This is a genomic window from Microbulbifer zhoushanensis (assembly GCF_021729055.1).
Lineage (GTDB): Bacteria > Pseudomonadota > Gammaproteobacteria > Pseudomonadales > Cellvibrionaceae > Microbulbifer > Microbulbifer zhoushanensis.
On sequence record NZ_JAJSAO010000005.1, the window covers coordinates 337,798 to 362,341 of the forward strand.

Genomic DNA, 24,544 nt, shown 5'->3' on the forward strand with positions numbered 1-24,544 from the left:
GTCGGATCAGATACCCAGGGCCTTGGCCATGGTGGCCGGCGGCACATAGCCGGGCACTACGGTACCGTCCGGCATCACGATGGTCGGTGTGCCGCGCACGTCGATCACCTCGTTGCCCAGCTTGTACTGCTCGGCGACCGGGTTGTCGTTGCAGACCTTGAGGGAGACGTTCTCACGGTTCTTGAGGGCGGTCAGGGTCTTGTTGCGGTCGTCGGCGCACCATGCAGTCGCAATCTTGCGGTAGCCGAGGGAGTTCAGTCCGCCACGGGGGAATGCCAGGTAGCGCACCTCGATACCGCGCTTGTTCAGTTCCGGTACGTCCTGGTGCAGCTTGCGGCAGTAACCACAGTCCACATCGGTAAACACATAAACGTGGGTCTTGGTCTCGCCCTTTGGGGAGAAGACGATCATGTCGTCGGTATCCAATGCCTCCAATACCTGGGCACGCTGCTTGCCGCGACGCTGCTCGGACAGGTTTACCAGCTCACCGGTCTTGACCTGGAAAAGATCGCCATAAACAAAGTGACTGCCATCTTTGGACACATACAGGGTGGTGTTGCCGTCGACCTCGATTTCATAGAGACCGGCGATGGGGCTTTCGGTCACCTCGCCGTAACTGGCCTTGGGATTGGCTGACTGCAGCTTCGCCTTGATGGCCTTGGCCACGTTCGCGTCCACCTCGGCCTGGGCACCCTGCACCAGCAGGCCCAACAGTGCGCCGACCAGGATCAGCGGCTTTCTTATCAGCGTCATTCTCACAATTTCCTCAGTCTCTTTATTCGCTTCGACTCACCGGACCCTCCCGGGTTCCAGCCAGTATGGCATGGTTCCGCGTCAATCGTTGTCCATGGCGCGTTTTACAATATTCGCCGCATCTATACCACCGTGCGGCGACAGAATCCGGAAATTCCACGCCGAATCACCGGGCTGCCGGGCCCGATCACCCGCGGGGATGATGCTCCCGGTGCAGGGACTTGAGCCGCGCCTGTGCCACATGGGTGTATATCTGGGTGGTGGACAGGTCGCTGTGGCCCAGCAGCAGCTGCACCACGCGCAGGTCGGCACCGTGATTGAGCAAATGGGTGGCGAATGCGTGGCGCAGGGTGTGGGGCGACAGCGGCTTCTCGATGCCTGCTGCAGCGGCCCAGTGCTTTACCCGGTACCAGAAGGTCTGGCGGGTCATGGGGCGCCCCTTGCGCCCCGGGAAACAGATATCACTCTCTCCCGGGGGCAGGAGGTTGGGGCGCACCTGCGCCAGGTAGCGCTGCATCCAGCCCTGCGCGGCCTCCCCCAGCGGGACCAGCCTCTCCTTGCCCCCCTTGCCGAATACACGCACCACACCCTGCCGCAGGTTCACCTGGCTAACCCGCAGCTCCACCAGTTCGGTCACCCGCAGGCCACAGGCGTACAGCAGCTCCAGCATGGTGCGGTCGCGCTGGCCGATATCGCTGTCCAGGTCTGGCGCTTCCAGCAGGGCCTCCACGTCCGCTTCGGACAGGGACTTGGGCAGGGGTTTGGGCAATTTCGGGTTTTCCACCAGCGCTACCGGATCCTCCTGCACCAGCCCCTGGCGCAGGCAGTACTGGTAAAAGCTGCGCAGGGCCGCCAGGGCCCGCGCGCTGGAGCGGGCCGAGTGCCCGGCGCGATGGCGCTGCCCGAGGTAGGCCAGCACCTCGGCGCCACCGCAGGAGAGCAACCCGGTGCGACAGGCGGCCGCAAACGCCCTCAGGTCGCGGCCGTAAGCCGCCCGCGTATGCTCACTGGCACCGCGCTCGGCCCAGAGCATATCCAGCCAGGACTCGATCAACCGCTGTTGTTCGGGGGAGGTTTCCATGGGCGTATTAAACCACAGCGGCCATCGCCGCAGGCGCACCCGAATACCGGGCATAAAAAAACCGGGGCTTTTGCCCCGGTTTTTCGCGTAACCGCTTATCGAGAAAATGCCCTTAGTTGAGCTTTTCCTTGATGCGCGCGGCCTTACCAGTCAGGTTGCGCAGGTAGTACAGCTTGGCCTGGCGCACGTCACCGCGACGCTTGACCTGGACGCTGTCGACCAGCGGGCTGTGGGTCTGGAAGGTACGCTCAACGCCAACACCGTGGGATACCTTGCGCACGGTGAAGGAGGAGTTCAGGCCGCGATTGCGCTTGCCGATCACCACACCTTCGAACGCCTGCAGACGCTCGCGGTTACCTTCCTTTACTTTTACCTGGACAACGACGGTGTCGCCCGGGGCAAAAGGAGGAACTTCGCTCTTCAGCTGTTCCTGTTCCAGCTGCTGGATGATTTTATTGGTCATTTGGACTTCTCCCAAATACAGATATGTAGCTTCTCAGCTAGGCTGCCGAATTACTCTCGCCTCCCGGCGAATTCGACCTGTCAATGCGATCCGCGACAGTGTCGCGAACCCGTGTTCAATGCTCTTCAGTGCCAGTGCCGGCATTCTGCTCGCACCGGATCTGCTCCAGCAGGGCAGCTTGCTCCCCTGTCAGCTCGATGCGCTCGAGCAGGTCGGGCCGCCTCTGGCTGGTGCGCGCCAGGGCCTGCTTGAGGCGCCAGCGCCGAATTTTCTCGTGGTTGCCGGACAACAGCACCTCCGGCACCGACCGTCCCCGGTATTCCTCGGGACGGGTATAGTGCGGACAGTCCAGCAGCCCCTGGGCGAAGGAGTCCTCCACCGCCGACTGATCGTGCCCGAGGGCCCCGGGAATCAGCCGCGTGACAGCATCCACCATCACCATGGCGGCCAGCTCGCCACCACTTAAAACATAGTCACCGATCGACCACTCTTCGTCGATCAGGGTCTCGACGATACGCTCGTCGATACCCTCATAGCGCCCCGCCAGCAACACCAGGTTGCCCGCGTCGGCGAGCTCCTCGACACCGCCCTGGTCCAGCGGCCGGCCCTGCGGCGACAGGTAGATGGAGCGGGCACTTGCGCCGCCCTCTTCTGCCCACGCTCGCGCGGCAGCCAGCGCCTGGTAGAGCGGCTCTGCCAGCATCACCATGCCCGGGCCACCGCCATAGGGCCGGTCGTCCACGGTACGGTGCCGGTCGCTGGTGAAATCCCGGGGATTCCAGCAGCGCACCTCCAGCAGGCCATCCCTCACTGCCCGGCCGCTGATGCCGTATTCAGTCAGGGCGGCAAACATCTCCGGGAAGATGCTCACCAGCGCGATACGCCGGGCACTCATGGCGCTAGAATTCCGGATCCCAGTCGACGGTAATCACACCGGCGTCCAGGTCGATATCGGTAATGTACTCACCCGGCAGGAACGGGATCAGGCGTTCACGCCCGTCCTTTCCGCCCCGCACGACCAGGACATCGTTGGCCCCGGTCTCCATCAGGCGCTCCACCTTACCCAGATCGTGCTCGGCATCGCCAAACTGGCTGATCACCGCGAGCCCTTCGAGCTGGTGCCAGTAGTACTCACCCTCGGCCAGTGATGGCATCTGCGCACTGCTCACCGCGATATCGCGCTGGCAGAAACGGGCGGCGAGGTCGCGATCATCCACACCCTTGATATGGACAACCAGGCCCTTACCGTGGCGGCGACCGCCATCTATCTGCAGCGGCTCCCAACCGTCGCCATCCTGCAGCCACCAGTCGTGGAATTGCAGGATATTGTCCATCGGCTCGGTAAAGGAATGCACCTTCACCCAACCGCGCACACCATAGACGGAGGTAATGCGCCCGACCGTGACCAGTTCACCGGAATGGGATCTGTTCTCCGTCACGGGCGCTCTCTCTACGTTACCGACCTGGTTCAGGCGGATTCTTTCAGCAGCTTGCTGACGCGATCGGAAACCTGGGCGCCCTGGCTAACCCAGTAGTCGACGCGGTCGCGCTCAACGCGCAGGCGCTCTTCCTGACCACGGGCGACCGGGTTGAAAAAGCCGACGCGCTCGATAAAACGACCGTCGCGGGATTTGCGGCTGTCGGTCACAGTCAGGTGATAAAACGGGCGCTTCTTAGCACCGGCACGAGCCAAACGAATGGTTACCATGTAGCTTTCCTGTAAGTTCAATACTGGGCGGTCGCGATTCACGACCACCAACAACAACTAGCCGGCAGCTCACCCGGCTGAAAGGCGGCGTATTCTAATGTACCGCCCGATATTTGTATAGCGCTTAACACGCTGTCGGATAAGGTTTTTCCGCGGTCCCGCGATTACCGCCCGGACCCTACTTCTTGCGGAAGCCCGGAGGCAGGCCGCCGGGCATGCCGCCCATACCACCCATGCCGCCACCACCGCCCATGCCCGGCATGCCACCCATGCCACGCATCAGCTTGCCCATGCCGCCGCCCTTGAGCTTTTTCATCATCTTGCCCATCTGCTTGTGCTGCTTGAGCAGGCGGTTGAGGTCCTGGACCTGGGTGCCGGAACCGGCGGTGATACGGCGCTTGCGCGAGCCGTTGAGGATATCGGGGTTGCGACGCTCGGCAGGGGTCATGGAGCTGATGATGGCATCCATACGCTTGAATTCCTTGCCCATGTCAGCCTGCTGGGCCATCTGGGCCATATTGCCCATTCCCGGCATCTTCTCCATCAGGGAGCCCAGACCACCCATATTCTGCATCTGCTGCAACTGGTCGCGCAGGTCTTCCAGGTCGAAGCCCTTGCCCTTCTGCACTTTCTTGACCAGTTTCTCCGCCTTGCCCCGGTCGATGGTCTGCTCGGCCTGCTCGATCAGCGAGAGAATATCGCCCATCCCCAGGATACGGGAGGCAATACGGTCCGGGTGGAAGGTTTCCAGTGCATCGGTCTTCTCCCCCACACCGATGAACTTGATCGGCTTGCCGGTCACATGGCGCACGGACAGTGCCGCACCGCCACGGGCATCACCGTCGGCCTTGGTCAGGATCACGCCCGTCAGCGGCAGTGCGTCATTGAAAGCGCTGGCGGTATTGACGGCATCCTGGCCGATCATGGCATCAATCACGAACAGGGTTTCCGCCGGGTCCAGCGCCCCGTGCAGCTCACGGATTTCCCCCATCAGCTCTTCATCAATATGCAGGCGGCCGGCGGTATCCACGATCAGCACATCGGCAAACTGGCGCCGCGCCGCGTCCATCGCACTGCGCGCGATATCCAGCGGCTTGTCCTCCGGGGCGGACGGGTGAAACAGTGCACCCACCTCGCCGGCGAGGGTTTCCAGCTGGTTGATGGCCGCAGGACGGTAGACGTCCGCACTGACCACCATCACCTTCTTCTTCTCGCGCTCCTGAAGGTACTTGGCCAGCTTGGCCACGCTGGTGGTCTTACCCGCACCCTGCAGGCCGGCCATCAGGATAACGGCCGGGGGCTGCACGGCCAGGTTCAGCGGGGTTGCCGCCTCGCCCATGACCTGGACCAGCTCGTCCTGCACGATCTTGACGAACTGCTGGCCCGGGTTCAGCGACTTGCTGACCTTCTGGCCCACGGCAGCGGTCCGCACCTGCTGCACGAAAGCCTTGACCACCGGCAGCGCCACGTCCGCCTCCAGCAGGGCCTTTCGCACCTCGCGCAGTGTGTCGCGGATATTGTCATCCGTCAGGCGCGCTTTACCGGTGACCTTTTTCAGGGCCGTCGAGAGGCGATCACTCAGGTTGTCGAACATATGTACGTCTCGATCTCTTTCTGGACCGGCCGGTCAACCTGGACCGGCCTGTGCGATATACCAGAACTCCCTCCTAACGAAGGCAGCTCCACAATGTCTGGGGCGCGGCAGTATAGCCCAGGAGCCCCCACAGCAGAAATACCGCCAGCGGGACACAGGCTTTCCAGTACCGGCGCGCTGTGCCACACTGCCGCCCTATCATAATGACAGACGGATTTATCGATGGCGGCAATCGCCCACTGGACGGCAATCCTGCTTTACCTGGCCACGACTGTCGTGGCCGCACAGACGGTTTTCCGGCAACACCGCAGCCGCAACCCGCTGCTGCTGGTGCTGCTCGCCGGCGCCCTTATAGCGCACGCCCTGTCACTGTCCTTTAACCTGGTCACCGCCGGTGGCTACCGCTTTGACCTGTTGGCCATGTTGTCCCTGGTCGCCTGGATCGTGAACCTGCTGATCCTGGTACTGGCCTGCCGCCACCCACTGACCCTGCTGATCCTGATCATGGCCCCGCTGGGCGCGCTGGCAGAACTCAGCGCCGTGCACTCCTGGGGCAATGTAGCACCGCGCCAGCAGCTGTCTCCCGGAATCGCCCTGCACGCACTACTGTCCGTTTCCGCCTACTCCCTGCTTGCCCTGGCCACCCTGCAGGCGATTTACCTGCACTTTCTCAACCAGCAGCTGCACAATCACCGTCCCGGCGGTGTCAGCCGGTTCCTGCCACCGCTGCAGACCATGGAATCCCTGCTGTTCGGACTGGTAGCCTTTGGCCAGCTGCTGTTGACAGCCTCGCTGGTCACCGGCTTCGTGTTCCTGGATAACCTGTTCGAGCACGGGCTGATGCACAAGACCACGCTGTCGCTGGTGGCCTGGGTGCTCTACAGCATTCTGCTGTGGGGGCACTGGCGGCTGGGCTGGCGCGGCAACACCGCCGTGCGCTGGACCCTGACGGCATTCGCCATCCTGCTGCTGGCTTACTTCGGCAGCAAGCTGGTGCTGGAGGTCATTCTCCAGCGCAGCTGAGGTAAATTGTGCCCCACGCCGCGGGCTGTGCTTGCGGCGCGGGAAATTCTGTTTCAATATCCCGGTTCGCAAATAACAAGAGCTCTCCCTTGAACGAGATACCCCCCGGCCTGCTGTTTAGCCTGCTGGCTGTGCTGATTGTCATTTCCGCGTTTTTCTCCAGCTCCGAAACCAGCATGATGGCGCTGAACCGCTACCGCCTGCGCCACCAGGCCAAGAGCGGCCACCGCGGGGCCAAGCGGGCGATGGAGCTCCTGACCCGGCCCGACAAGCTGATTGGCGTTATCCTGATCGGCAACAACCTGGTGAACATCCTCGCCTCTGTGCTCGCGGGGGTGGTCTTTACCAAGCTATACGGCGATGCCGGCGTCTTCTATGCCACCGCCGTGCTCACCATCGTGATCCTGATCTTTGCCGAGGTCACACCCAAGACCATCGCCGCCCTGCATCCCGAGAAGGTCGCCTTCCCCGCCTCACTGGTCCTGCGCCCGCTGCTGTGGCTACTGGCGCCGGCGGTTTGGCTGGTGGGCAGCGTCTCGAACGGCCTGGCGCGACTGGTCGGCGTAGAGGCCGGGGAACAGGCAGAAGCCGAGCACCTGGCCCCGGAAGAGCTGCGCACAGTGGTATTCGAATCCGGCGCCCTGCTGCCCACCAAGCACAAGGGTATGCTGCTCAATGTACTGGACCTGGACCAGGCCACCGTGGAGGACATCATGATCCCCCGCAACGAGGTGGTGGGCATCGACCTGGAGGACTCCGGTGACGAGATCCTGCAACAGCTGGCGGAGAGCAGCTTTACCCGCCTGCCGGTATACACCGGCGATATCAACCGGGTGGTGGGCATCCTGCACCTGCGCCGGGCCGCGCAGATACTGCGGGAAGGTCCGGCAGCCTTCAATTCCGAGCAATTGAAGTCGTTTACCGACGAGCCCTACTTTGTTCCCGAGGCAACACCACTTCCTACCCTGCTGATGAATTTCCAGAAGAGAAAGCGCCGCATGGGCCTGGTGGTGGACGAGTACGGCGAGGTGATGGGCATCGTCACCCTGGAGGACCTGCTGGAGGAGATCGTGGGGGACTTCACTGCCAGCCCGGTACCCAGCGAGGATGAGGAAATCATCGCCCAGGGGGACGGCTGGTACTCCATCGAGGGAGGCACCTCGATCCGCGATATCAACCGCACCCTGCACTGGGAGCTACCCACCGACGGACCGAAGACATTCAACGGTCTGGCGATGGAGCACCTGGAGAATATCCCCGACGGCAATATCAGCTTCTATATCCTCGATTACCTGGTGGAGATCGAGGAGGTATCCGAGAAAATGATTACCCGCGCCCGGGTCAGGAAGGTTGCCCGCGGCTAGCCGCCAGGCCAGGCTGGCCCCTGAAGGAAGGTTTAAAACTCAATCAAAAGCTGTTTGACCGGCGCGAAACTCTGGCGATGAATCGGCGTCGGCCCATGCTCTTCAAGAGCCATCAGGTGAGCGCGGGTGGGGTAGCCCTTGTGTCCCGCCAGTCCGTAACCCGGGTACCGCTGATCCAACTCGACCATCTCCCGATCTCGGGTAACCTTGGCCAGGATCGATGCCGCGGCAATCGCCTGCACCCTGGCATCCCCCTTGACCACGGTATCGCAAGGGTAATCCCAGTCCGGTTTGCGATTGCCGTCCACCAGCACATACTCCGGCTGCAACGACAGCTGCTCTACCGCCCGTTTCATCGCCAGAAGGCTGGCATGCAGGATATTGAGTTCATCGATCTCGGCCACTGACGCCCTGGCGACAGCAAAACTGAGGGCACGCTCGCGGATCTCATCGAACAACTGCTCGCGGCGTTTTTCGGTCAGCTTCTTGGAATCTGCAAGCCCGGGAATAGGCGCCGCCGGATCCAGAATCACAGCTGCGGCCACAACATCACCGGCCAGGGGACCGCGACCGACTTCATCAACGCCCGCCAGCAACTCCCCCTGATAAGCACAGTGATATGGTGCCAGTTCAGCCCCGGCTTTTGATTTTACCGCTGCCACTCGATCAACCTTCCAATTTCTGTTTGTTATCCCGATTATTCTTCGCCTGCGCCAGTAGGTCACAGACGGCGTCAGCCGCGCGGGATGACGCATTGCGGCGCAACATCTGGTGCAATTCGGAGAACTCCCGCTGCAGCTGGTCGTACAGAAGTGGATCATCAAAATACTGTAACAGCGCCGCCCCAAGGTTCTCCGGGGTAGCCTGGTCCTGCAGTATTTCCGGAACCAGCTCCCGCTGTGCCAGCAGGTTGGGCAGGGCAACCCAGGGAGTTTTTAGCATGCGGGAAAAAATTGCATACGAAAGCCCGGCCATCTTGTACGCCACCACCATCGGCTTTTTCAGCAGCATGGTCTCCAGGGTGGCGGTGCCCGAGGCAATCAGGACATTATCCGCCGCGGCCAGTGCCGTGTGGGACTGGCCCTGCAGCAGCTGCACGTCGAGATCAGGGTATTTCTCCAGCATCGCGGAGAGTTCGCCATGCCGCGCCTCATTGGCAGCCGGAAGCACAAATTTCAGTTCCGGCCGGCGCTGGCGACACCAGTGCGCCACCTGCAGGAACAGCGGCCCCAGTAATTTCACTTCGCCACCACGACTGCCTGGCAGCAACGCGATTACCCGGTCCCCCGGGCCATAGCCAAGTTCGACGCGCGCGGCCTCAGTATCCGGCTGGAGCGGGATTTCGTCAGCCAGCGGGTGCCCCACAAAGGTTACCGGCACCTGGTGCTCGCGATAGAAATCCGCCTCGAACGGCAACAGGGTCAGCATATGGTCCACGGCCCTGGCGATCTTCTTGATACGCCCGCGCCGCCAGGCCCAGACCGAAGGGCTGACGTAGTGCACGGTGGGGATACCGCCCTCGTGCAGCGACTGCTCCAGGGAGAGATTAAAATCGGGAGAATCTATGCCGATAAATACATCGGGCGGGTTGTCCAGGAAGTGGTCGCGGAGGCTGCGACGAATCCGCAACAGCTCAGGCAGCCGCTTGAGGGGTTCAACCAGCCCCATGACCGACAGCCGCTCCATGGGAAACAGCGACCTGACCCCCTGGGCCTGCATACGTGGGCCGGCGATACCCTCCACCTGGATATCGGGGAATCGCGACTGCAGCTCTGCCACCAGGCCAGCACCGAGGATATCCCCGGATGCCTCCCCGGCGAGTATACCGACGCGCAATGGATGTTCTGGCTTGGTCACGGGCTTAACTTTCTAGGGAGAATATTGGCGCGCTACAGTCCGCAACCCGCATCAGCGGGTAATACCTCGAGAGGAATTCTGCAGGGAATCGATCCAGGGTTGTACCACAGCGGACTGTTCCCGCAATTCAGCCAGCGCCTCCAGGGCTTCCTGCAGGGTGAGGCCGCGGCGGTAAACGATTTTGTAGGCCTTGTTGATCAGGGCGATCTCGTCACGCGAGAAGCCCCTTCGCCGCAGCCCCTCGGCATTGATGGTCTTGGCCTCGGCGGGATTGCCAGCCACCATTACATAGGCGGGCACATCCTTGCCGATTGCCGCCCCCATCCCGGTAAAGGCATGCTCACCGATCGTGCAATGCTGGTGCACAAGGCTGAAGCCGCTGAGAATGGCCCAGTCACGGATTTCAACGTGCCCTGCCAGCGCCACATTGTTGACGAGGATGGTGTGATTACCAATGACACTATCATGACCCACATGGGCATAGGCCATGATCAGGTTGTCGTTGCCGATCGTGGTCTCGCCACGATCCTGGACTGTGCCACGATGGATGGTGACACCCTCGCGGATCACATTATCATCACCGATCACCAGCGTCGTATCCTCGCCCTGGTACTTCTTGTCCGGGGTATCCTGGCCTACGGAGGAAAACTGGTAGATACGGTTGTTCTTTCCCATCCTGGTGGGGCCACTCAGGACCACATGCGAAGCGATGTCGCAGCCATCGCCGATCTCAACACCTGGGCCCACCACGGTGTACGGGCCGATCGACACCCCGGCACCGATGACCGCGGAATCATCGACAATTGCAGTGGGGTGGATATTCGTCTGCATGCTGCGCCTTACTCCCGGAAAAACTCGACCGCCACCCCTGCTGTCCGGGGTGGCATTGCAAGAAACCAAACAGGGGTTTCGACCACCAAGTATAAATCGGTCAGATTTGTTTTACCGCACACAATACATTGGCGGAGGCGGCCAGCTCACCATCCACACTGGATTTACAGGCAAATTTCCAGATGCCGCGGCGTTCCGACACCACCTCGGATTCCAGCTGCAGCTGGTCACCGGGAACCACCTGTCGCTTGAAACGCACATTATCGATACCGGCAAACAGGTAGAGAAAGCCGTCCTCGGGCTTTTGCCCCAGGGTCTTGAACCCCAGGATGCCGGATACCTGCGCCATTGCCTCGACGATCATAACACCCGGGAAGATGGGCGCTTCCGGAAAATGACCGTTGAACACCTCTTCATTGACGGAGATGTTCTTATAGCCCTTGATGTATTTTCCCTCTTCCAGCTCCACCACGCGGTCAACCAACAGGAAGGGATAACGGTGAGGCAGGTATTGACGAATCTCGCGCACGTCCATCATGGTAAATGTCCCCAAAAACTACTTCGGGGCGTGATTACGCCCCGAACAACAAAACAATTCTATTGCCCGAATCGCACCGGACGCCTGGACCTGCAAAGCCCGGTTACTCCCGCTGCCTTACTCTCCGTCGCCAGCCTCGGGGCGGCGCGCGGAAAGAACCGCCACCTGCTTCTCGAGCTCCCGCAGGCGACGTGACATCTGGTCCAGCTGTGCATAACGCACTGCATTTCGACGCCAGCTGCGACTGTCAGAAAAAGGCGTGCCGCTTGAATAGGAACCGGCCGATTCGATGGACTTGGTGACCAGCGTCATCGCAGTGACATGTGTGCCATCTGCCACCGTGACATGCCCCACCACCCCGGCACCACCCGCGATCGTACAGTGTTTGCCGATCACAGCGCTGCCGGCGACCGCCGAACAGGCGGCAATGGCTGAGTAGTCACCAATTTGCACATTGTGCGCGATTTGCACCTGGTTGTCGATCTTGACCCCCTGCCCGACCACGGTATTGCCCAGTGCGCCGCGGTCAATACAGGTACAGGCACCAATTTCGACATCATCGCCAATCTCGACACCACCCAGCTGGTGGATCTTCGTCCAGCGCTTCTCATGAGGGGCGAAGCCGAAGCCGTCTGCACCAACCACTGCACCACTGTGAATGATGCATCGATCCCCGATAGCACAACCGTGGTAGACGAAGACACCGGCGTGCAGGCAGGTGCCGTCGCCAATAATGCAGCCCTCTCCCACCGTGGTGTTGGCACCGATAACGACATCGCGACCGATACGGGTGGAAGCGCCGATAACGGCACCGGGACCGATACTCGCGGATGGATCGATGTCGGCTCCCTCGTGCACCGTCGCCGCTGGGTGAATACCCGCGGCCGGCGCGGGAGCGGTATCGTACAGTGCTGTCGCCCGGGCGAAGGCATGGTAGGGCGCCTCCACCACCAGGGCAGACACCGGGCATTCGTCCGCGAGCTCGGCAGTGAGTATCACAGCACAGGCGCGTGTATCGCGCAGGAAGCGGCGATAGTTTGCACTGGCAAGGAAACTTACATCGGAAGGCGCTGCATCCTGCAGCGTGCTAAGCCCACCCGGCACCTCATCGGGGCTCGCCCCGGGCGCCAGGCGCAACTCAGCGCCCAGCCGGGAGGCCAGCTGGGCGAGGGTCAGTTTATCTGTCATGCGCGCAATTCTTGCCGGATTACTTGTCCGCGTTCATGCGCTTGACTACCGCGGCAGTCAGGTCGACATTGGGGCCAGCGAAATAGGCGGAATTTGCGTCCAGCACCAGGTCCAGGCTCTGCTCTTTGATAATGGCTTCCAGGGCACTCTTGGCCTTGGGTGCCATGGTCTTCTGGATCTCCTGGCCGACCTGCCCTTCCATTGCACGCAGCTTCTTGACCGCAGTCTCAAAGTCGGAACGCTTGAAGTTCATCTTGCGCTGGTGCTCGGCCTTCTGCTCTTCGGACCAGGTAACCGCATTCTTCTGCGCATCTTCGGCCAGTTTCTGCACTTCGGCACGAATGGATTCCGCAGTGCTCTGCAGCTGCGAGTACTCGGAGCTGGTCTTGAGCGCGTTAACCTTGGACTTGGCCGCCTCGGTGCTCATGATGGCGGCCTGCAGGTTGAAGACTGCTACCTTGCTCTGTGCCGCGGCAGCCCCGGAAAAAATAATTCCCACAAACAGGACTGCGATAATTTTTACAGATTTAAGCACGTCGGTTTCTCCATTTTTGCTTATTTATACTACACGGCGGCTCTCTTCGACCGCCTCGTTCAAGCCCTGCCCCGGGAATCAGAAACTGTTACCCAGGGAGAACTGGAATACTTCGACCTCGTCCTCGTCGTTCTTCTCCAGCGCCTTCGCCACACTGAATGTCAGCGGGCCAAAACCGGAGATCCAGGTGAGGCCGATACCGGCTGAAACATTCAGCCGCTCAACGTCGACATCGTAGCAGTTCAGCTGAGATTCGCCACAGCTGGTATCAAAGACATTACCCGCATCGATAAAGAACGCGGACTGCATGGAGCGCTGGTCCTTGATGAACGGCAACGGGAAAATCACCTCAGCGCTACCCTCTACGAGGATATTGCCACCGAACGGATCCGGCTCACGGGGGTTCGAGACGACCTCAAGAGCCCCGGTCTCCTCGTTCAGTACGTAACATCTCTCGGCCGCGAAGCCCTCTGCGGTTACCGCACAGGTGGTGGTGTTATAGGGCGTAGGCGGGGTAGAGCGCGGGCCGAGTGAATTGCGCTCAAAGCCGCGTACCGAGCCGAAGCCACCACCGTAGAAGTTCTCGAAGAACGGCAGCTCGGAGGTATCACCAAAGCTGTCAGCGTAACCGAGGCGGGTACGCAGGCGCAGGGTCAGGTTCTTGGTCAGCGGGCGGAAATACTGGCCGGTGTAGATAAACTTGTAGTACTCGAGGTCCCCGCCCGGCACAGCGATTTCCAGGGATGCACGCTGCGACGTACCGCGGGTCGCCAGGATGCCGCGGTTCAGGGTGGAGCGGGCATAGGAGCCGGTTACCGAGAATGTATCAAACTCGTCACCGTTCACGTCCACAAAGCCGTCCAGGTCGGTATTCAGCAGCGACGGATCCAATGGCTGGCTGAGGTCAAGAGCCTCGCCCGCCTCCACAGCGGCAGCCAGCTCTTCATCGATTGTCACGATGTCCGTATCCAGCACCTGCCCATCCACGCCCTCAATCGCGCGGGGGGTCTCACGGATTTCCTTGACCGAATTACTGGCGGTGCCAAGCTCCAGGTGGCTGAAACCGAAATTCAGGCCCACCCGGGAGATTTCCGAAATCGGATAACCAAAATTCAGGCCGGCACCGTAAGTGGTGGTGTTATAGCTCGCCAGGTTGATTTCCGAGTAGTCCCGCTCCTGGTAGAACACATTGAAACCACGGCTCACACCGTCGGGAGTGAAATAGGGATCGGTGTAGGAGAAATTCGCTACCGTCTGGTAACGGGAGGTATTGATGGCGACGCCGACGGATTTACCGGTACCCAGCCAGTTATTCTCCTGCACGTTGGCACCCAGCACGATACCGCTGTCCTGCGCGTAACCCACTGTGCCGCCGATAGTGCCGGAAGGCTGCTCCTCTACCGTGTACTCTACGTCGATCTGGTCGGAGGTACCGGGTACTTCCGTGGTTTCCACCTGCACTTCCTTGAAGTAGCCCAGGCGCTCCAGGCGGACCTTTGACTGCTCGATACGGGCAGAGGACGCAGAAGCGGACTCCATCTGGCGCATTTCGCGGCGCAGTACCTCATCGGAGGTGCGGGTGTTGCCGCGGAAATTGATCCGGCGCACATAAGCGCGCTTGCCCGGGTCGATGAAGAAGGTGACTTTTACCGTCTTGTCTTCCTCGTTGGGCTCGGGCATGCCATTGACCTCAGCAAAGGTATAACCCTCGTTGCCCAGGCGCTTGGTAATGTAATCGGAAGTGGTCGTCATCAGGACCTGGGAGAAGGTCTGGCCCTCGCGAACCAGCAGCAGGCGACGGATCTCCTCCTCGGGCACCACCGGGTCACCGGCCAGGTCCACTTCGCTCACCTTATACACGTCTCCCTCGGAGACATTCACGGTGATGAAAACGCTCTGCTTGTCAGGGCTCAGGGATACCTGGGTGGAATCAATCTTGAATTCCAGGTAGCCGCGGTCCAGGTAAAAGGACTCCAGCCGCTCCAGGTCGCCGGTCAGCTTCTCACGGGAATACTTGTCGTCACTGCTGAGCCAGGACAACCAGCCGGTGGTCTGCAACTCAAAGATATCCGCCAGCTCATCATCAGAGAAAGCTTCATTGCCGACAATATTGATGTGCTTGATCGCAGCGACCGAGCCCTCATCAACCACAACCTTCAGTTCCACCTGGTTGCGGGGCAACTCCTTGACCTCGGTGGTGACACTGGCGCCATAACGTCCCTGAGCTACGTACTGTCGCTCCAGTTCCTGCGCCAGGCCCTCGAGGGTGGCACGCTTGAAGATCTGGCCCTCGGCGAGACCGTTCTCCTCCATGCCCTTGAGCAGGTCCTCGGATTTGATCGCCTTGTTACCGGTGAGCTCGATCTTGGAGATGGCGGGCCGCTCGCGAACCGTGATTACCAGGACGCCGCTCTCCCGGCCGATCTGGATATCCTGAAAGTAACCGGTGCGGAACAGTGCGCGGGTCGCGCTCTGGATCTCGAGGCTCTCAATGGTATCCCCCACGCGCACCGGCAGGGCGGCGAAGACCGTGCCAGCCGATACCCGCTGCAGGCCCTCCACGCGAATATCGTTGACCACAAACGACTGGGCAACAGCGGTAATCGGCAGTGCCAACCCCAATGAGGCCGCTTTCAGGAAATCATTCATTAACCAGTTCCAAAGTATTTATTCGCAATTCCACTGGGCCGGGAGAATGCAACCCTGCCCGGCCTGGTCCCGCACCGCCTATGGCAGGGGGATCTCTCGGGGAGCCGCCTTGCCGGCAGGCCCCTCCGCGCCCCCTGGGGGGCAGTCCCTCCCGGTAGCCCGGGCGGGACCAATAAAACCAGCTGCGCTACAGGCGCAGGATGTCGTTGTACAGCGCCAGTCCCATAATCCCCAGTACCAGCGCCATACCCACCTGCAGGCCAATCACCTGCACGCGCTCGGACACCGGTGAGCCCTTGACCGCCTCAATGCCGTAATAGAGCAGGTGGCCACCGTCCAGCACCGGAATCGGCAGCAGGTTTAGGACCCCGAGACTGATACTGAGCAGCGCCAGCAGCGACAGAAAAGACTGCCAGCCGGCGTCCGCCGAAGTGCCGGCCACTTTAGCAATGGTGATAGGGCCGCTCAAGTTCTTGGTCGATAGCTGCCCAAACACCAGTTTCTTCAGGCTATTCAGGGTAAATACTGTCTTGTCCCAGGTCTCCTGCAGCCCCTTGGCCAGCGCGCCCGCAATACCGTAGTGGTAGGTGCGAACCCGGTCTTCCGGCCAGGATTCAACCACCGGCAGGACCCCGATCCGGCCGATCTCCTCGCCACTGTCGAGTGTTACCGGGGCCGGCGTCACTGTCAGCGAGACACGCTCACCGTCTCGCTCCACCTCCACCTGCAGGGGCTCACCCGCCCGTGCGCGCACGTACTCTGTCCACGCCTCCCAGGTCTCGAAAATACGACTGTCGGTTGTCAGGATGCGGTCACCGGCCTGCATCCCCGCCTCACGGGCCGGGCTGTCGGCAGTTACCTGGGCCAGGGTCATCGTGATCGGGGGTCTCCACAGCTCGAGACCGGCCTCGGCCACCGGGTCCGGCACTTCCTGTCCGGCCAGCCAGCGGTCGATATCCGCCACTGAGTGGTACTCCAGTTCAGAATCCGGGTAGCGAATGGTGAACTCTATGGTACCGGAATCCCCCAGCCGGTTAGCCAGGCGCCAGTTGAGCGCCTGCCAGGTTGGGGTCGGCTGGTCGTCCACGGCCAGGATCTCCTGGCCCTCTTCCAGGCCTGCACGGGCGGCGATACTGCCGGGCTCCACTGCCCCCACTACCGGGACCGGCCCGGCGGTGCCGCCCATAAACACCGCCCAGAACAGCACGATCGCCAACAGGAAGTTCGCCAGGGGGCCGGCAGCGGCGATGGCAATGCGGGCCCAGACGCTCTTGCGGTTAAATGCCTGGTCCAGCTGCCCGGGTGGCACTGCCCCCTCGCGCTCGTCCAGCATCTTCACGTAGCCACCGAGCGGAATAGCGGAAATAGTGAATTCGGTGCCATGGCGGTCGTAGCGCGAGATCAGCCGCCGACCGAAGCCCACGGAAAAGCGCAGCACCCTGACGCCGCACAATCGCGCGACCAGGAAATGCCCGAACTCGTGAAAAGATACCAGCACCCCGAGCGCCACCAGCGCCCAGAGGACCGTCTGAATCAGATCCATAACTACCCGTCAGTTAATGCCAGTCCCACCGGTGACTCCCGCAACGCACCGGCCCGCCTCAGGCGGACTCCAGCACTTTGAGAGCCAGGGCGCGAGCCTGGCGATCCGCATTTTCGACTGCATCCAGGCCGGTCAGTTCAACCGCTGGCACAGAATCCATAACCTGCTCGATCACCGCCGGAATCCCGGTGAACGGCAGTTTTCCACCAAGGAAGGCATCTACAGCCACCTCATTGGCGGCATTGAGCACCGTCGGGGCACTGCCGCCTGCGGCCATTGCTTCCCGCGCCAGCCGCAGACAGGGGAAACGCCGCAGGTCCGGCGCCTCGAAATCCAGCCGCCCCTGGGCGATCAGGTCCAGCGCCGCCACGCCGCTGTCAATCCGCTCCGGGAATGCCAGCGCGTGCGCGATCGGGGTACGCATATCGGGGTTACCCATCTGGGCCAGCAGCGACCCGTCGCGATACTGCACCATGGAGTGGATGATACTCTGAGGATGCACCACCACCTCAATCTGTTCCGGGCGGGCATTGAACAGCAGGCAGGCCTCGATAAACTCCAGGCCCTTGTTCATCATGGTGGCCGAATCCACCGAAATCTTACGCCCCATCGACCAGTTGGGATGAGCGCAGGCCTCATCCGGGGTCACGTGGTGCAGGTCGTCCAGTTGGTGGCGCCGGAAGGGACCGCCCGACCCGGTCAGCAGGATCTTCTCCACCCCGGCTCCCTCCAGGCTACCGCACGGCTGGGGCAGGCACTGGAAGATGGCGTTGTGCTCGCTGTCGATGGGCAGCATCTCCGCGCCGCTGGCGGCCAGGGCCCGGGTGAAAACCGGGCCGGCCATGACCAGTGACTCCTTGTTGGCCAGCAGCACCCGCTTGCCGGCCTCAACGGCCGCCAGCGTGGGACGCAGCCCCGCCGCACCGACAATGGCGGCCATGACCGTATCCACACGGGAGTCAGCCGCCACCTGGCAGAGGCCCTCAACCCCCCACAGCACTTCGGTCTGCAAATCGCTCGCTGCGAGCATGGACTGCAACCGCCCCGCCTTCTCTTCGTCGGCCACCACCGCAAACCGGGGCGCAAAGCGGCGGCACTGCTGGGCCAGCTCCTCCACCCGCTCGCGGGCGGTGAGCGCAAAGACGCTGTAGCGCTGCGGGTGTCGCTCGAGGACATCGAGGGTGCTGACACCGATGGAGCCGGTGGAGCCCAGGACGGTGACGGCTTGCTGCTGCGGGGAATACATAGACTTTCAGTTTACCTCTGAGGCCCCGCAGTCCAGGGCCCTTTATCCGGGATACTGCTGTTGTTCACACACTGCTGCCTCGAAGAAAAACACTTCAGGGACAACATGCTGGCGGCTACAGGTACTTGGGTAATTCGCTCGCCAGCGCCGCCATGGTGAATACCGGCAACGCCGCCGAGAGGCTGTCGAGACGATCCAGGATACCGCCGTGCCCCGGCAGTATATGGCTGCTGTCCTTGATCCCCCGGTGGCGCTTGAACATGCTCTCCACCAGGTCGCCAATCACTGAGGCAACCGCCGTTACCAGGATACCGAAAGAGAACAGCACACTGTTCTTGAGGGGCAGGTCGAGCAGGATGGAAACGCCAACCGCCAGTACCAGGCACGCCGCCAGGCCGCCGAAAAAGCCCTCCCAGGACTTACCCGGGCTCACTTCCCGGGCCAGCTTGTGCTTGCCAAAACGCCGCCCCACGAAGTAGGCACCAACGTCGGCAGACACCACCACTGCGACCACAAACAGGACCAGCCAGGCACCGTGTTCCTGGCCGCGCAGGATTACCATCGACAGCCAAGCCGGCACCAGCACCACGAGGCCGATCAGGCCGCGCGCCCAGCGGTTACCCCAGAGCATGGCGCTGGCGGGATAGCTCTGCACCCACAGGAACGCCAGCGCCCACCAGCCGCAGGCCACCGCCAGGATATGGCGCGCCCGAGCGGTGTCGGGACTGGCGAAATCCATCGCAAAGACGTACTCGGCCGTACCGATCAGGGCCAGGCCCAGGGCCGCCAGGAATACGAAGCGCAGGGCGCGATTGAGATTCGAGAGGTTGGCCCACTCCCAGCCACCCAGCAGGATGACCGCAACCGTGGCCAGGGTGAACCACTGGATGGGCAGCAGGAACAGGGCGCCGAGAAACAGGGCGACCAACACCAGCGCGGTAATTATTCTTTGTTTTAGCACCGTAAAACCCTTTATTGCCTTGTTTTTGTAGCCTGGTTATAGCCGATGTCAGGCCTGCGCTTTCAGCCCGTCATCATCGTCGCGCCCACCGTAGCGCCGGTGGCGCCGGGAGTAAGCTGCAATCGCCGCGTCCAGTTCAGCCTCGCCAAACTCCGGCCACAGCGTCTCTGTGAAGTAAAACTCGCTATACGCGGCCTGCCACAGGATAAAGTTGCTGATACGCTGCTCGCCACTGGAGCGAATCAGCAGGTCCACCGGCGGCAGGTCAGCCAGCTGGACATACTCTGCCAGTGTCTGTTCATTAATGGAATCCGGAGTACGCTCCCCGGCCGCCACCTGCTCCGCGAGCTGCCGTGCAGCGTTGGCGATATCCCACTGGCCGCCGTAATCCGCCGCGATCACCAGGTTGCCCTGGGTCCCGTCGCGGGTAATGTCCTCGGCTTCGGCGATGGCGCGCTGGAGGCGTGGAGAGAGGCGGTCGCGACGGCCGATCACCCGCAGCCGCACACCCTCATCGGCCATCCGCCGGGCTTCTTTGCGCAGGTAGGAATAAAAGAGGCTCATCAGCAACTCCACCTCTTTGGGCGGGCGCTGCCAGTTCTCACTGGAAAAGGCAAACAGGGTGAGCGCCTCAACCCCCCGGTCCTTGCAGGCCGAGACCAGGTCGCGAATGCGCTCGACGCCGGCCTTGTGGCCGGCGGAGGGCGGCAGGCCGCGCCGGGCGGCCCAGCGGCCATTGCCATCCATGATGATGGCGATATGGCGGGGCCCCTCGCGGGACACCACTTCGGGGGAACCACCGGAAGCCATCAGATTTCCATCAGGTCCTTTTCTTTGGCCGCGAGGGCCGCATCCACATCGCTCACGAATTTGTCCGTAATCTTCTGGATGTCGTCACTGGCGCGGCGCTCATCGTCCTCGGAAATTTCCTTGTCCTTGACCAGTGCCTTCACATCCGCCAGCGCATCGCGGCGGATATTGCGGATGGAAACACGTGCGGTCTCCGCCTCGCTCTTGGCCTGCTTGATGAAGTTCTTGCGTGTTTCCTCGGTCAGCATCGGCATGGGGATACGGATTACGGTACCCGCAGTGCTCGGGTTCAGGCCCAGGTCGGACTTCATGATCGCTTTCTCGATCTCCGGCACCAGGTTCTTTTCCCAGGGAGTGACGCTCAGGGTACGGGCGTCCTCTACGTTGACGTTGGCCACCTGCGACAGGGGGGCATCGGCACCGTAATAGGAGACATGGATACCGTCCAGGATGCTCGGGTGCGCACGGCCGGTACGGATTTTATTGAAATTGCTGCCCAGGGCGTCGAGCGCCTTGCTCATGCGCACCTTGGCATCTTTCTTGATATCTTCAATCACTGTCTCTCTTCCTCTTCGATTAGCGTGCCCTCTTCACCGCCCACCACGATATTGAGCAGTGCGCCGGTCTTGTCCATACGGAACACCCGCACGGGCATGTTGTTGTCGCGGCACAGGCAGATTGCGGTTAAATCCATCACGCCGAGTTTCTTGTCGAGGACCTCGTCAAAAGTCAGCTGCTCATAGCGGGTCGCCGACGGGTCCAGCACCGGGTCGGCTGAGTAAACGCCGTCGACCTTGGTGGCCTTGAGCACCAGCTCGGCCTCAATCTCTATACCCCGCAGGCACGCCGCCGAGTCGGTGGTAAAGAAAGGGTTGCCGGTGCCGGCAGCAAAAATCAACACCTCGCCACGCTCAAGGTGACGAACAGCGGCCCTGCGGTCATAGTGGTCGACGATACCACTCATCTGGATCGAGGACATTACCCGGGAGGAGATATTGGAACGCTCCAGGGCATCGCGCATGGCCAGGGCATTCATCACCGTGGCCAGCATCCCCATATGATCCCCGGTCACCCGGTCGAGCCCGGCGGCGTGCAGCGCGGCGCCACGGAACAGGTTGCCACCGCCGATCACCAGGCCCACCTGGACCCCGATCCCCACCAGCTGGCCGATTTCCAGGGCCATCTTGTCCAGTACCTTGGGGCTGATCCCGAACCCCTGGTCCCCCATCAGCTCCTCACCGCTGAGCTTTAACAGGATTCGCTTGTACTTGCGGTCTTTTACACCGGGCATCCTCTGGTCCTCACTAGCGCTGGCAGGTATTGCCGCCGAACATTACAACAATTTCGGTCATTTACACAGAGGGGTGCCGCGATGCAGCTCCATGAGCCCACCGCAGGCACCCCTCCGCAGCCGGTCGCCCCATGGGGCGACCGTATTGTATCGATCAGGAAGAAGATTTGACCTGGGCGGCCACTTCAGCAGCGAAGTCCACCTCTTCTTTCTCGATGCCCTCGCCCACTTCGAAGCGGACAAAGGAAACAACATCAGCACCGGCATCCTTGACCAGCTTGCCGACGGTTACGTCGGGGTTCTTGACGAACGGCTGCTCTACCAGGCTGTTTTCCTTCAGGAACTTCTTGATACGGCCACCCATCATCTTCTCGACGATTTCAGCCGGCTTGCCTTCCATATCGGGCTGGGCCTTGATGATGTCCTTTTCCTTTTCCAGGACCTCGGCCGGCATATCTTCCGGCTTGTTGACCTGCGGGTTGACCGCCGCCACGTGCATGGCCACTTCGCGAGCCAGCTCAACTTCGCCACCGCTCAGGGCCACGATGGTAGCGATGCGGTTGTTGGAGTGTACGTAGGCGCCCACGACCGGCGCTTCCACAACCTGGACACGACGCACACCGATGTTCTCACCGATCTTCTGTACCAGTGCTTCGCGTGCAGATTCCAGCTCGCCTTCCATCAGGGCAGCGACATCTTCCTGGCGCTCGGCGAAAGCCTTCTCCACAACCTTCTGTACAAAGCCGTTGAAGTTGTCATCGCGGGCAACGAAGTCGGTCTCGGAATTGACTTCAACCAGCACGCCGTAGCTTCCATCGTCGGCTACCTTTGCAGCCACAACACCGTCAGCAGCAGTGCGGCCGGCTTTCTTGGCGGCTTTCAGGCCAGAGGCTTTACGCAGGTCTTCGATCGCCTTCTCGATATCGCCATCGGCTTCGTTCAGTGCTTTCTTGCACTCCATCATCGGCAGGCCGGTGCGCTCGCGCAGTTCTTTTACCATAGACGCGGTAATCGCCATGATTCAATCCTCGGGGTTCGTTCGCTAATGAATAGGATTTGAAAAAAAGGGGCCAGTCGAGGGGCCCCTTTCCGATTGGCAGCGTAACGGTTCAGTGTTACACCGCTGTGCCCTGCGGATTACTCCGCAGCGGCCTCGTCGTCACTCGCTTCGACGTACTCATTCTGAGCAGCGCTGCCACCAGCTTCGGCAACGCCCGCCACTACAGCGTCGGCCACCGCAGTGGTGTAGAGCTTGATCGCACGGATGGCGTCGTCGTTACCGGGGATCACGTAGTCAACACCCTCCGGGTCGCTGTTGGTATCAACCACGGCGATCACCGGGATACCCAGCTTGTTGGCTTCCTGGATCGCGATGCGCTCGTGCTCTACGTCGATCACGAACAGTGCGTCCGGCAGGCCACCCATGTCCTTGATACCACCGATGGAACGCTCGAGCTTATCCATAGTGCGGCTGCGCATCAGGGCTTCTTTCTTGGTCAGCTTGTCGAAAGTACCGTCTTTGGACTGGGCTTCGAGGTCGCGGTAGCGCTTGATGGAGGCGCGGATGGTCTTGTAGTTGGTGAGCATGCCACCCAGCCAGCGGTTGCTGACGTAGGGCATGCCACAGCGCTCAGCCTGCTCGCGGATGGACTTCTGCGCGGCGCGCTTGGTGCCAACGAACAGTACCTGCTTCTTCTGGGCCGCCATACCCTTGATCACCTGCAGGGCCTCATTGAAGGCCGGCACAGTGTGCTCCAGGTTGACGATGTGAATCTTGTTGCGGGCGCCAAAGATGTATTGACCCATCTTCGGGTTCCAGTAGCGGGTCTGGTGGCCAAAATGGACACCAGCCTGCAGCATATCGCGCATGCTGACTTGCGGCATAGTAAACCTCAATATCTACGGAAGCGGCCATCCTGCGGCGGACACTTCCCGGGTTATATCCTCCACACACCCCATGCACCAATCCCCTTGCACCCCTTGCGAGGCCACTCGGGAACACCCAGGCGCATGTGCCGGTGTATGTGAGACGTTAGTCTTAAATGGTGAAAGCCCGGGCACGGCGGCCCAGAGCGGCGCGCTTTATACCATATTCAACCGGGCCCGGGAAGCCAAAAAGCCGACAGCTGGCATCCCGGCCGGCCCCGGTTGTGCCCGGGGCAGCCGAATCCGCTACAATAGCGCGCCTCCCGGATCACCCGGGAATTGACGAACCCGCAGCAACCAGCCCGGAAGTGAGAGTATGACCGCAGCCACCAAGACCCCGGAACAGATCGCCAAGATGCGCACCGCAGGCCGCCTGGCCGCAGAAGTGCTGGAAATGATCGGCGAATATGTGGTTCCTGGCGTCACCACCGAGGAGCTGGACCGACGCTGCCACGACCATATAGTCAATGTCCAGGACGCCATCCCCGCCTGCCTGGGCTACCGGGGATTCCCCAAATCCATCTGCACCTCAATCAATGAAGTGGTCTGCCATGGCATCCCGTCAGACAACAAGGTGCTGAAGAAAGGCGACATCATTAATATCGATGTCACTGTGATCAAGGATGGCTGGTACGGCGACACCAGCAAGATGTACTTTGTGGGCAAGCCCGCCCCCCATGCCGAGCGGTTGGTGCGCATCACCCAGGAGTGCCTCTACCGTGCCATCGATATCGTCCGGCCGGGCACCACGCTGGGCGATATCGGCCACGTGATCCAGCAACACGCGGAGAAAAATTACTACTCCGTGGTGCGCGACTTCTGCGGGCACGGTATTGGCGACGTTTTCCACGAGGACCCGCAGATACTGCACTATGGCAAACCGGGCACGGGCCTGGTGCTCGAGGAAGGCATGACCTTCACCATTGAGCCGATGATCAATGCGGGCAAGCCCGGCACCAAGGTACTGCGCGACGGCTGGACCGCGGTGACCGTCGACCGGCGCCTGTCCGCCCAGTGGGAACACACCATGGCGGTGACCAACGACGGGGTTGAGGTACTGACCGCCCGCGGGGAAGAGAATTTCTGACCAATTTTGGCCCGGCGGTCCCCCTCCGCCCCGCTCCCGGTAAACCTGCGAGTATCACGGGGCCACGATTTCCGGCCGGGCACTGCCCGGCCACTT

General features: G+C 61.4%; 25 protein-coding genes. 3 read left to right on the forward strand and 22 right to left on the reverse strand.

Annotated elements, in window-relative coordinates; translation table 11 throughout:
* Nucleotides 1-6: 6 nt before the first annotated feature.
* From LVD10_RS12300 to ffh, 7 genes are all read right to left on the reverse strand, one after another.
* Nucleotides 7-753 carry a DsbC family protein gene (locus LVD10_RS12300; protein WP_232941582.1) on the reverse strand — a complete coding sequence of 249 codons (747 nt, stop codon included), beginning with the start codon at nucleotides 751-753 and terminating at the stop codon, nucleotides 7-9.
* 187 nt (nucleotides 754-940) lie between these two features.
* Nucleotides 941-1,834, reverse strand: coding sequence for a site-specific tyrosine recombinase XerD (xerD, locus tag LVD10_RS12305; protein ID WP_237063828.1), 894 nt, complete (start codon nucleotides 1,832-1,834; stop codon nucleotides 941-943).
* Between the two features lie 112 nt (nucleotides 1,835-1,946).
* Nucleotides 1,947-2,297 (reverse strand): 50S ribosomal protein L19, encoded by a 351-nt coding sequence (gene rplS / locus LVD10_RS12310; RefSeq protein ID WP_232941580.1) that lies wholly within the window; start codon nucleotides 2,295-2,297, stop codon nucleotides 1,947-1,949.
* Between the two features lie 115 nt (nucleotides 2,298-2,412).
* Nucleotides 2,413-3,192 carry a tRNA (guanosine(37)-N1)-methyltransferase TrmD gene (gene trmD / locus LVD10_RS12315; protein WP_232941579.1) on the reverse strand — a complete coding sequence of 260 codons (780 nt, stop codon included), beginning with the start codon at nucleotides 3,190-3,192 and terminating at the stop codon, nucleotides 2,413-2,415.
* A gap of 4 nt (nucleotides 3,193-3,196) precedes the next feature.
* Complete coding sequence (rimM, locus tag LVD10_RS12320; protein WP_232941578.1) at nucleotides 3,197-3,736, reverse strand: ribosome maturation factor RimM; 540 nt, start codon at nucleotides 3,734-3,736, stop codon at nucleotides 3,197-3,199.
* Nucleotides 3,737-3,765: 29 nt separating this feature from the next.
* Nucleotides 3,766-4,005, reverse strand: a complete 240-nt coding sequence (gene rpsP, locus LVD10_RS12325) for a 30S ribosomal protein S16 (RefSeq protein WP_232941577.1) — start codon at nucleotides 4,003-4,005, stop codon at nucleotides 3,766-3,768.
* Between the two features lie 178 nt (nucleotides 4,006-4,183).
* Nucleotides 4,184-5,599, reverse strand: a complete 1,416-nt coding sequence (gene ffh, locus LVD10_RS12330) for a signal recognition particle protein (RefSeq protein ID WP_232941576.1) — start codon at nucleotides 5,597-5,599, stop codon at nucleotides 4,184-4,186.
* Nucleotides 5,600-5,821: 222 nt separating this feature from the next.
* On the opposite strand from ffh, the gene LVD10_RS12335 reads away from it, so the two are divergent.
* A complete protein-coding gene (locus LVD10_RS12335; RefSeq protein WP_232941575.1) occupies nucleotides 5,822-6,622 on the forward strand; it encodes a cytochrome C assembly family protein in 801 nt (266 codons plus the stop codon).
* 89 nt (nucleotides 6,623-6,711) lie between these two features.
* A complete protein-coding gene (locus LVD10_RS12340; protein WP_232941574.1) occupies nucleotides 6,712-7,986 on the forward strand; it encodes an HlyC/CorC family transporter in 1,275 nt (424 codons plus the stop codon).
* A 32-nt stretch (nucleotides 7,987-8,018) separates the two neighbouring features.
* Here LVD10_RS12340 and rnhB read toward each other — a convergent pair whose 3' ends face one another.
* From rnhB to rpsB, 15 genes are all read right to left on the reverse strand, one after another.
* Nucleotides 8,019-8,615 (reverse strand): ribonuclease HII, encoded by a 597-nt coding sequence (gene rnhB, locus LVD10_RS12345; protein ID WP_233006736.1) that lies wholly within the window; start codon nucleotides 8,613-8,615, stop codon nucleotides 8,019-8,021.
* Between the two features lie 37 nt (nucleotides 8,616-8,652).
* On the reverse strand, nucleotides 8,653-9,843 hold the full coding sequence (gene lpxB, locus LVD10_RS12350) for a lipid-A-disaccharide synthase (RefSeq protein ID WP_232941573.1): 1,191 nt from the start codon (nucleotides 9,841-9,843) through the stop codon (nucleotides 8,653-8,655).
* A 51-nt stretch (nucleotides 9,844-9,894) separates the two neighbouring features.
* Entirely contained in the window at nucleotides 9,895-10,674 is a 780-nt protein-coding gene (lpxA, locus tag LVD10_RS12355; RefSeq protein WP_232941572.1) for an acyl-ACP--UDP-N-acetylglucosamine O-acyltransferase, read from the reverse strand.
* A gap of 100 nt (nucleotides 10,675-10,774) precedes the next feature.
* Nucleotides 10,775-11,212 carry a 3-hydroxyacyl-ACP dehydratase FabZ gene (gene fabZ / locus LVD10_RS12360; RefSeq protein ID WP_232941571.1) on the reverse strand — a complete coding sequence of 146 codons (438 nt, stop codon included), beginning with the start codon at nucleotides 11,210-11,212 and terminating at the stop codon, nucleotides 10,775-10,777.
* Between the two features lie 117 nt (nucleotides 11,213-11,329).
* On the reverse strand, nucleotides 11,330-12,400 hold the full coding sequence (gene lpxD / locus LVD10_RS12365) for a UDP-3-O-(3-hydroxymyristoyl)glucosamine N-acyltransferase (RefSeq protein ID WP_232941570.1): 1,071 nt from the start codon (nucleotides 12,398-12,400) through the stop codon (nucleotides 11,330-11,332).
* Nucleotides 12,401-12,419: 19 nt separating this feature from the next.
* On the reverse strand, nucleotides 12,420-12,935 hold the full coding sequence (locus LVD10_RS12370) for an OmpH/Skp family outer membrane protein (protein WP_232941569.1): 516 nt from the start codon (nucleotides 12,933-12,935) through the stop codon (nucleotides 12,420-12,422).
* A gap of 78 nt (nucleotides 12,936-13,013) precedes the next feature.
* Nucleotides 13,014-15,584: an outer membrane protein assembly factor BamA gene (gene bamA, locus LVD10_RS12375; protein WP_232941568.1), complete on the reverse strand. Its 2,571-nt coding sequence runs from the start codon at nucleotides 15,582-15,584 to the stop codon at nucleotides 13,014-13,016.
* A 187-nt stretch (nucleotides 15,585-15,771) separates the two neighbouring features.
* On the reverse strand, nucleotides 15,772-17,127 hold the full coding sequence (rseP, locus tag LVD10_RS12380; protein ID WP_232941567.1) for an RIP metalloprotease RseP: 1,356 nt from the start codon (nucleotides 17,125-17,127) through the stop codon (nucleotides 15,772-15,774).
* A 58-nt stretch (nucleotides 17,128-17,185) separates the two neighbouring features.
* Nucleotides 17,186-18,373: a 1-deoxy-D-xylulose-5-phosphate reductoisomerase gene (gene ispC / locus LVD10_RS12385; RefSeq protein ID WP_237063830.1), complete on the reverse strand. Its 1,188-nt coding sequence runs from the start codon at nucleotides 18,371-18,373 to the stop codon at nucleotides 17,186-17,188.
* Nucleotides 18,374-18,488: 115 nt separating this feature from the next.
* Complete coding sequence (locus tag LVD10_RS12390) at nucleotides 18,489-19,334, reverse strand: phosphatidate cytidylyltransferase (RefSeq protein WP_232941565.1); 846 nt, start codon at nucleotides 19,332-19,334, stop codon at nucleotides 18,489-18,491.
* A gap of 48 nt (nucleotides 19,335-19,382) precedes the next feature.
* Nucleotides 19,383-20,144, reverse strand: a complete 762-nt coding sequence (gene uppS / locus LVD10_RS12395) for a polyprenyl diphosphate synthase (RefSeq protein WP_237063832.1) — start codon at nucleotides 20,142-20,144, stop codon at nucleotides 19,383-19,385.
* Nucleotides 20,144-20,701 (reverse strand): ribosome recycling factor, encoded by a 558-nt coding sequence (gene frr / locus LVD10_RS12400; protein WP_232941563.1) that lies wholly within the window; start codon nucleotides 20,699-20,701, stop codon nucleotides 20,144-20,146. Before frr ends, uppS begins: the two co-directional genes overlap by 1 nt.
* Complete coding sequence (pyrH, locus tag LVD10_RS12405) at nucleotides 20,698-21,435, reverse strand: UMP kinase (protein ID WP_232941562.1); 738 nt, start codon at nucleotides 21,433-21,435, stop codon at nucleotides 20,698-20,700. Before pyrH ends, frr begins: the two co-directional genes overlap by 4 nt.
* A 154-nt stretch (nucleotides 21,436-21,589) precedes the next feature.
* Nucleotides 21,590-22,453, reverse strand: a complete 864-nt coding sequence (tsf, locus tag LVD10_RS12410; RefSeq protein ID WP_232941561.1) for a translation elongation factor Ts — start codon at nucleotides 22,451-22,453, stop codon at nucleotides 21,590-21,592.
* A gap of 119 nt (nucleotides 22,454-22,572) precedes the next feature.
* Entirely contained in the window at nucleotides 22,573-23,319 is a 747-nt protein-coding gene (gene rpsB, locus LVD10_RS12415) for a 30S ribosomal protein S2 (protein ID WP_232941560.1), read from the reverse strand.
* 358 nt (nucleotides 23,320-23,677) lie between these two features.
* Here rpsB and map point away from each other — a divergent pair, with 358 nt between their 5' ends.
* On the forward strand, nucleotides 23,678-24,448 hold the full coding sequence (map, locus tag LVD10_RS12420) for a type I methionyl aminopeptidase (protein WP_232941559.1): 771 nt from the start codon (nucleotides 23,678-23,680) through the stop codon (nucleotides 24,446-24,448).
* The last annotated feature ends 96 nt before the right edge of the window (nucleotides 24,449-24,544 follow it).

Coding starts and splice junctions, on each gene's coding strand:
- ffh (WP_232941576.1), bottom strand. CDS start 5,599: ATGTTCGACAACCTGAGTGATCGCCTCTCGACGGCCCTGAAAAAGGTC.
- LVD10_RS12300 (WP_232941582.1), bottom strand. CDS start 753: ATGACGCTGATAAGAAAGCCGCTGATCCTGGTCGGCGCACTGTTGGGC.
- xerD (WP_237063828.1), bottom strand. CDS start 1,834: ATGGAAACCTCCCCCGAACAACAGCGGTTGATCGAGTCCTGGCTGGAT.
- bamA (WP_232941568.1), bottom strand. CDS start 15,584: ATGAATGATTTCCTGAAAGCGGCCTCATTGGGGTTGGCACTGCCGATT.
- pyrH (WP_232941562.1), bottom strand. CDS start 21,435: ATGCCCGGTGTAAAAGACCGCAAGTACAAGCGAATCCTGTTAAAGCTC.
- lpxA (WP_232941572.1), bottom strand. CDS start 10,674: ATGCAGACGAATATCCACCCCACTGCAATTGTCGATGATTCCGCGGTC.
- rpsP (WP_232941577.1), bottom strand. CDS start 4,005: ATGGTAACCATTCGTTTGGCTCGTGCCGGTGCTAAGAAGCGCCCGTTT.
- tsf (WP_232941561.1), bottom strand. CDS start 22,453: ATGGCGATTACCGCGTCTATGGTAAAAGAACTGCGCGAGCGCACCGGC.
- uppS (WP_237063832.1), bottom strand. CDS start 20,144: ATGGCTTCCGGTGGTTCCCCCGAAGTGGTGTCCCGCGAGGGGCCCCGC.
- lpxD (WP_232941570.1), bottom strand. CDS start 12,400: ATGACAGATAAACTGACCCTCGCCCAGCTGGCCTCCCGGCTGGGCGCT.
- map (WP_232941559.1), top strand. CDS start 23,678: ATGACCGCAGCCACCAAGACCCCGGAACAGATCGCCAAGATGCGCACC.
- trmD (WP_232941579.1), bottom strand. CDS start 3,192: ATGAGTGCCCGGCGTATCGCGCTGGTGAGCATCTTCCCGGAGATGTTT.
- rplS (WP_232941580.1), bottom strand. CDS start 2,297: ATGACCAATAAAATCATCCAGCAGCTGGAACAGGAACAGCTGAAGAGC.
- fabZ (WP_232941571.1), bottom strand. CDS start 11,212: ATGATGGACGTGCGCGAGATTCGTCAATACCTGCCTCACCGTTATCCC.
- rpsB (WP_232941560.1), bottom strand. CDS start 23,319: ATGCCGCAAGTCAGCATGCGCGATATGCTGCAGGCTGGTGTCCATTTT.
- ispC (WP_237063830.1), bottom strand. CDS start 18,373: ATGTATTCCCCGCAGCAGCAAGCCGTCACCGTCCTGGGCTCCACCGGC.
- LVD10_RS12335 (WP_232941575.1), top strand. CDS start 5,822: ATGGCGGCAATCGCCCACTGGACGGCAATCCTGCTTTACCTGGCCACG.
- rseP (WP_232941567.1), bottom strand. CDS start 17,127: ATGGATCTGATTCAGACGGTCCTCTGGGCGCTGGTGGCGCTCGGGGTG.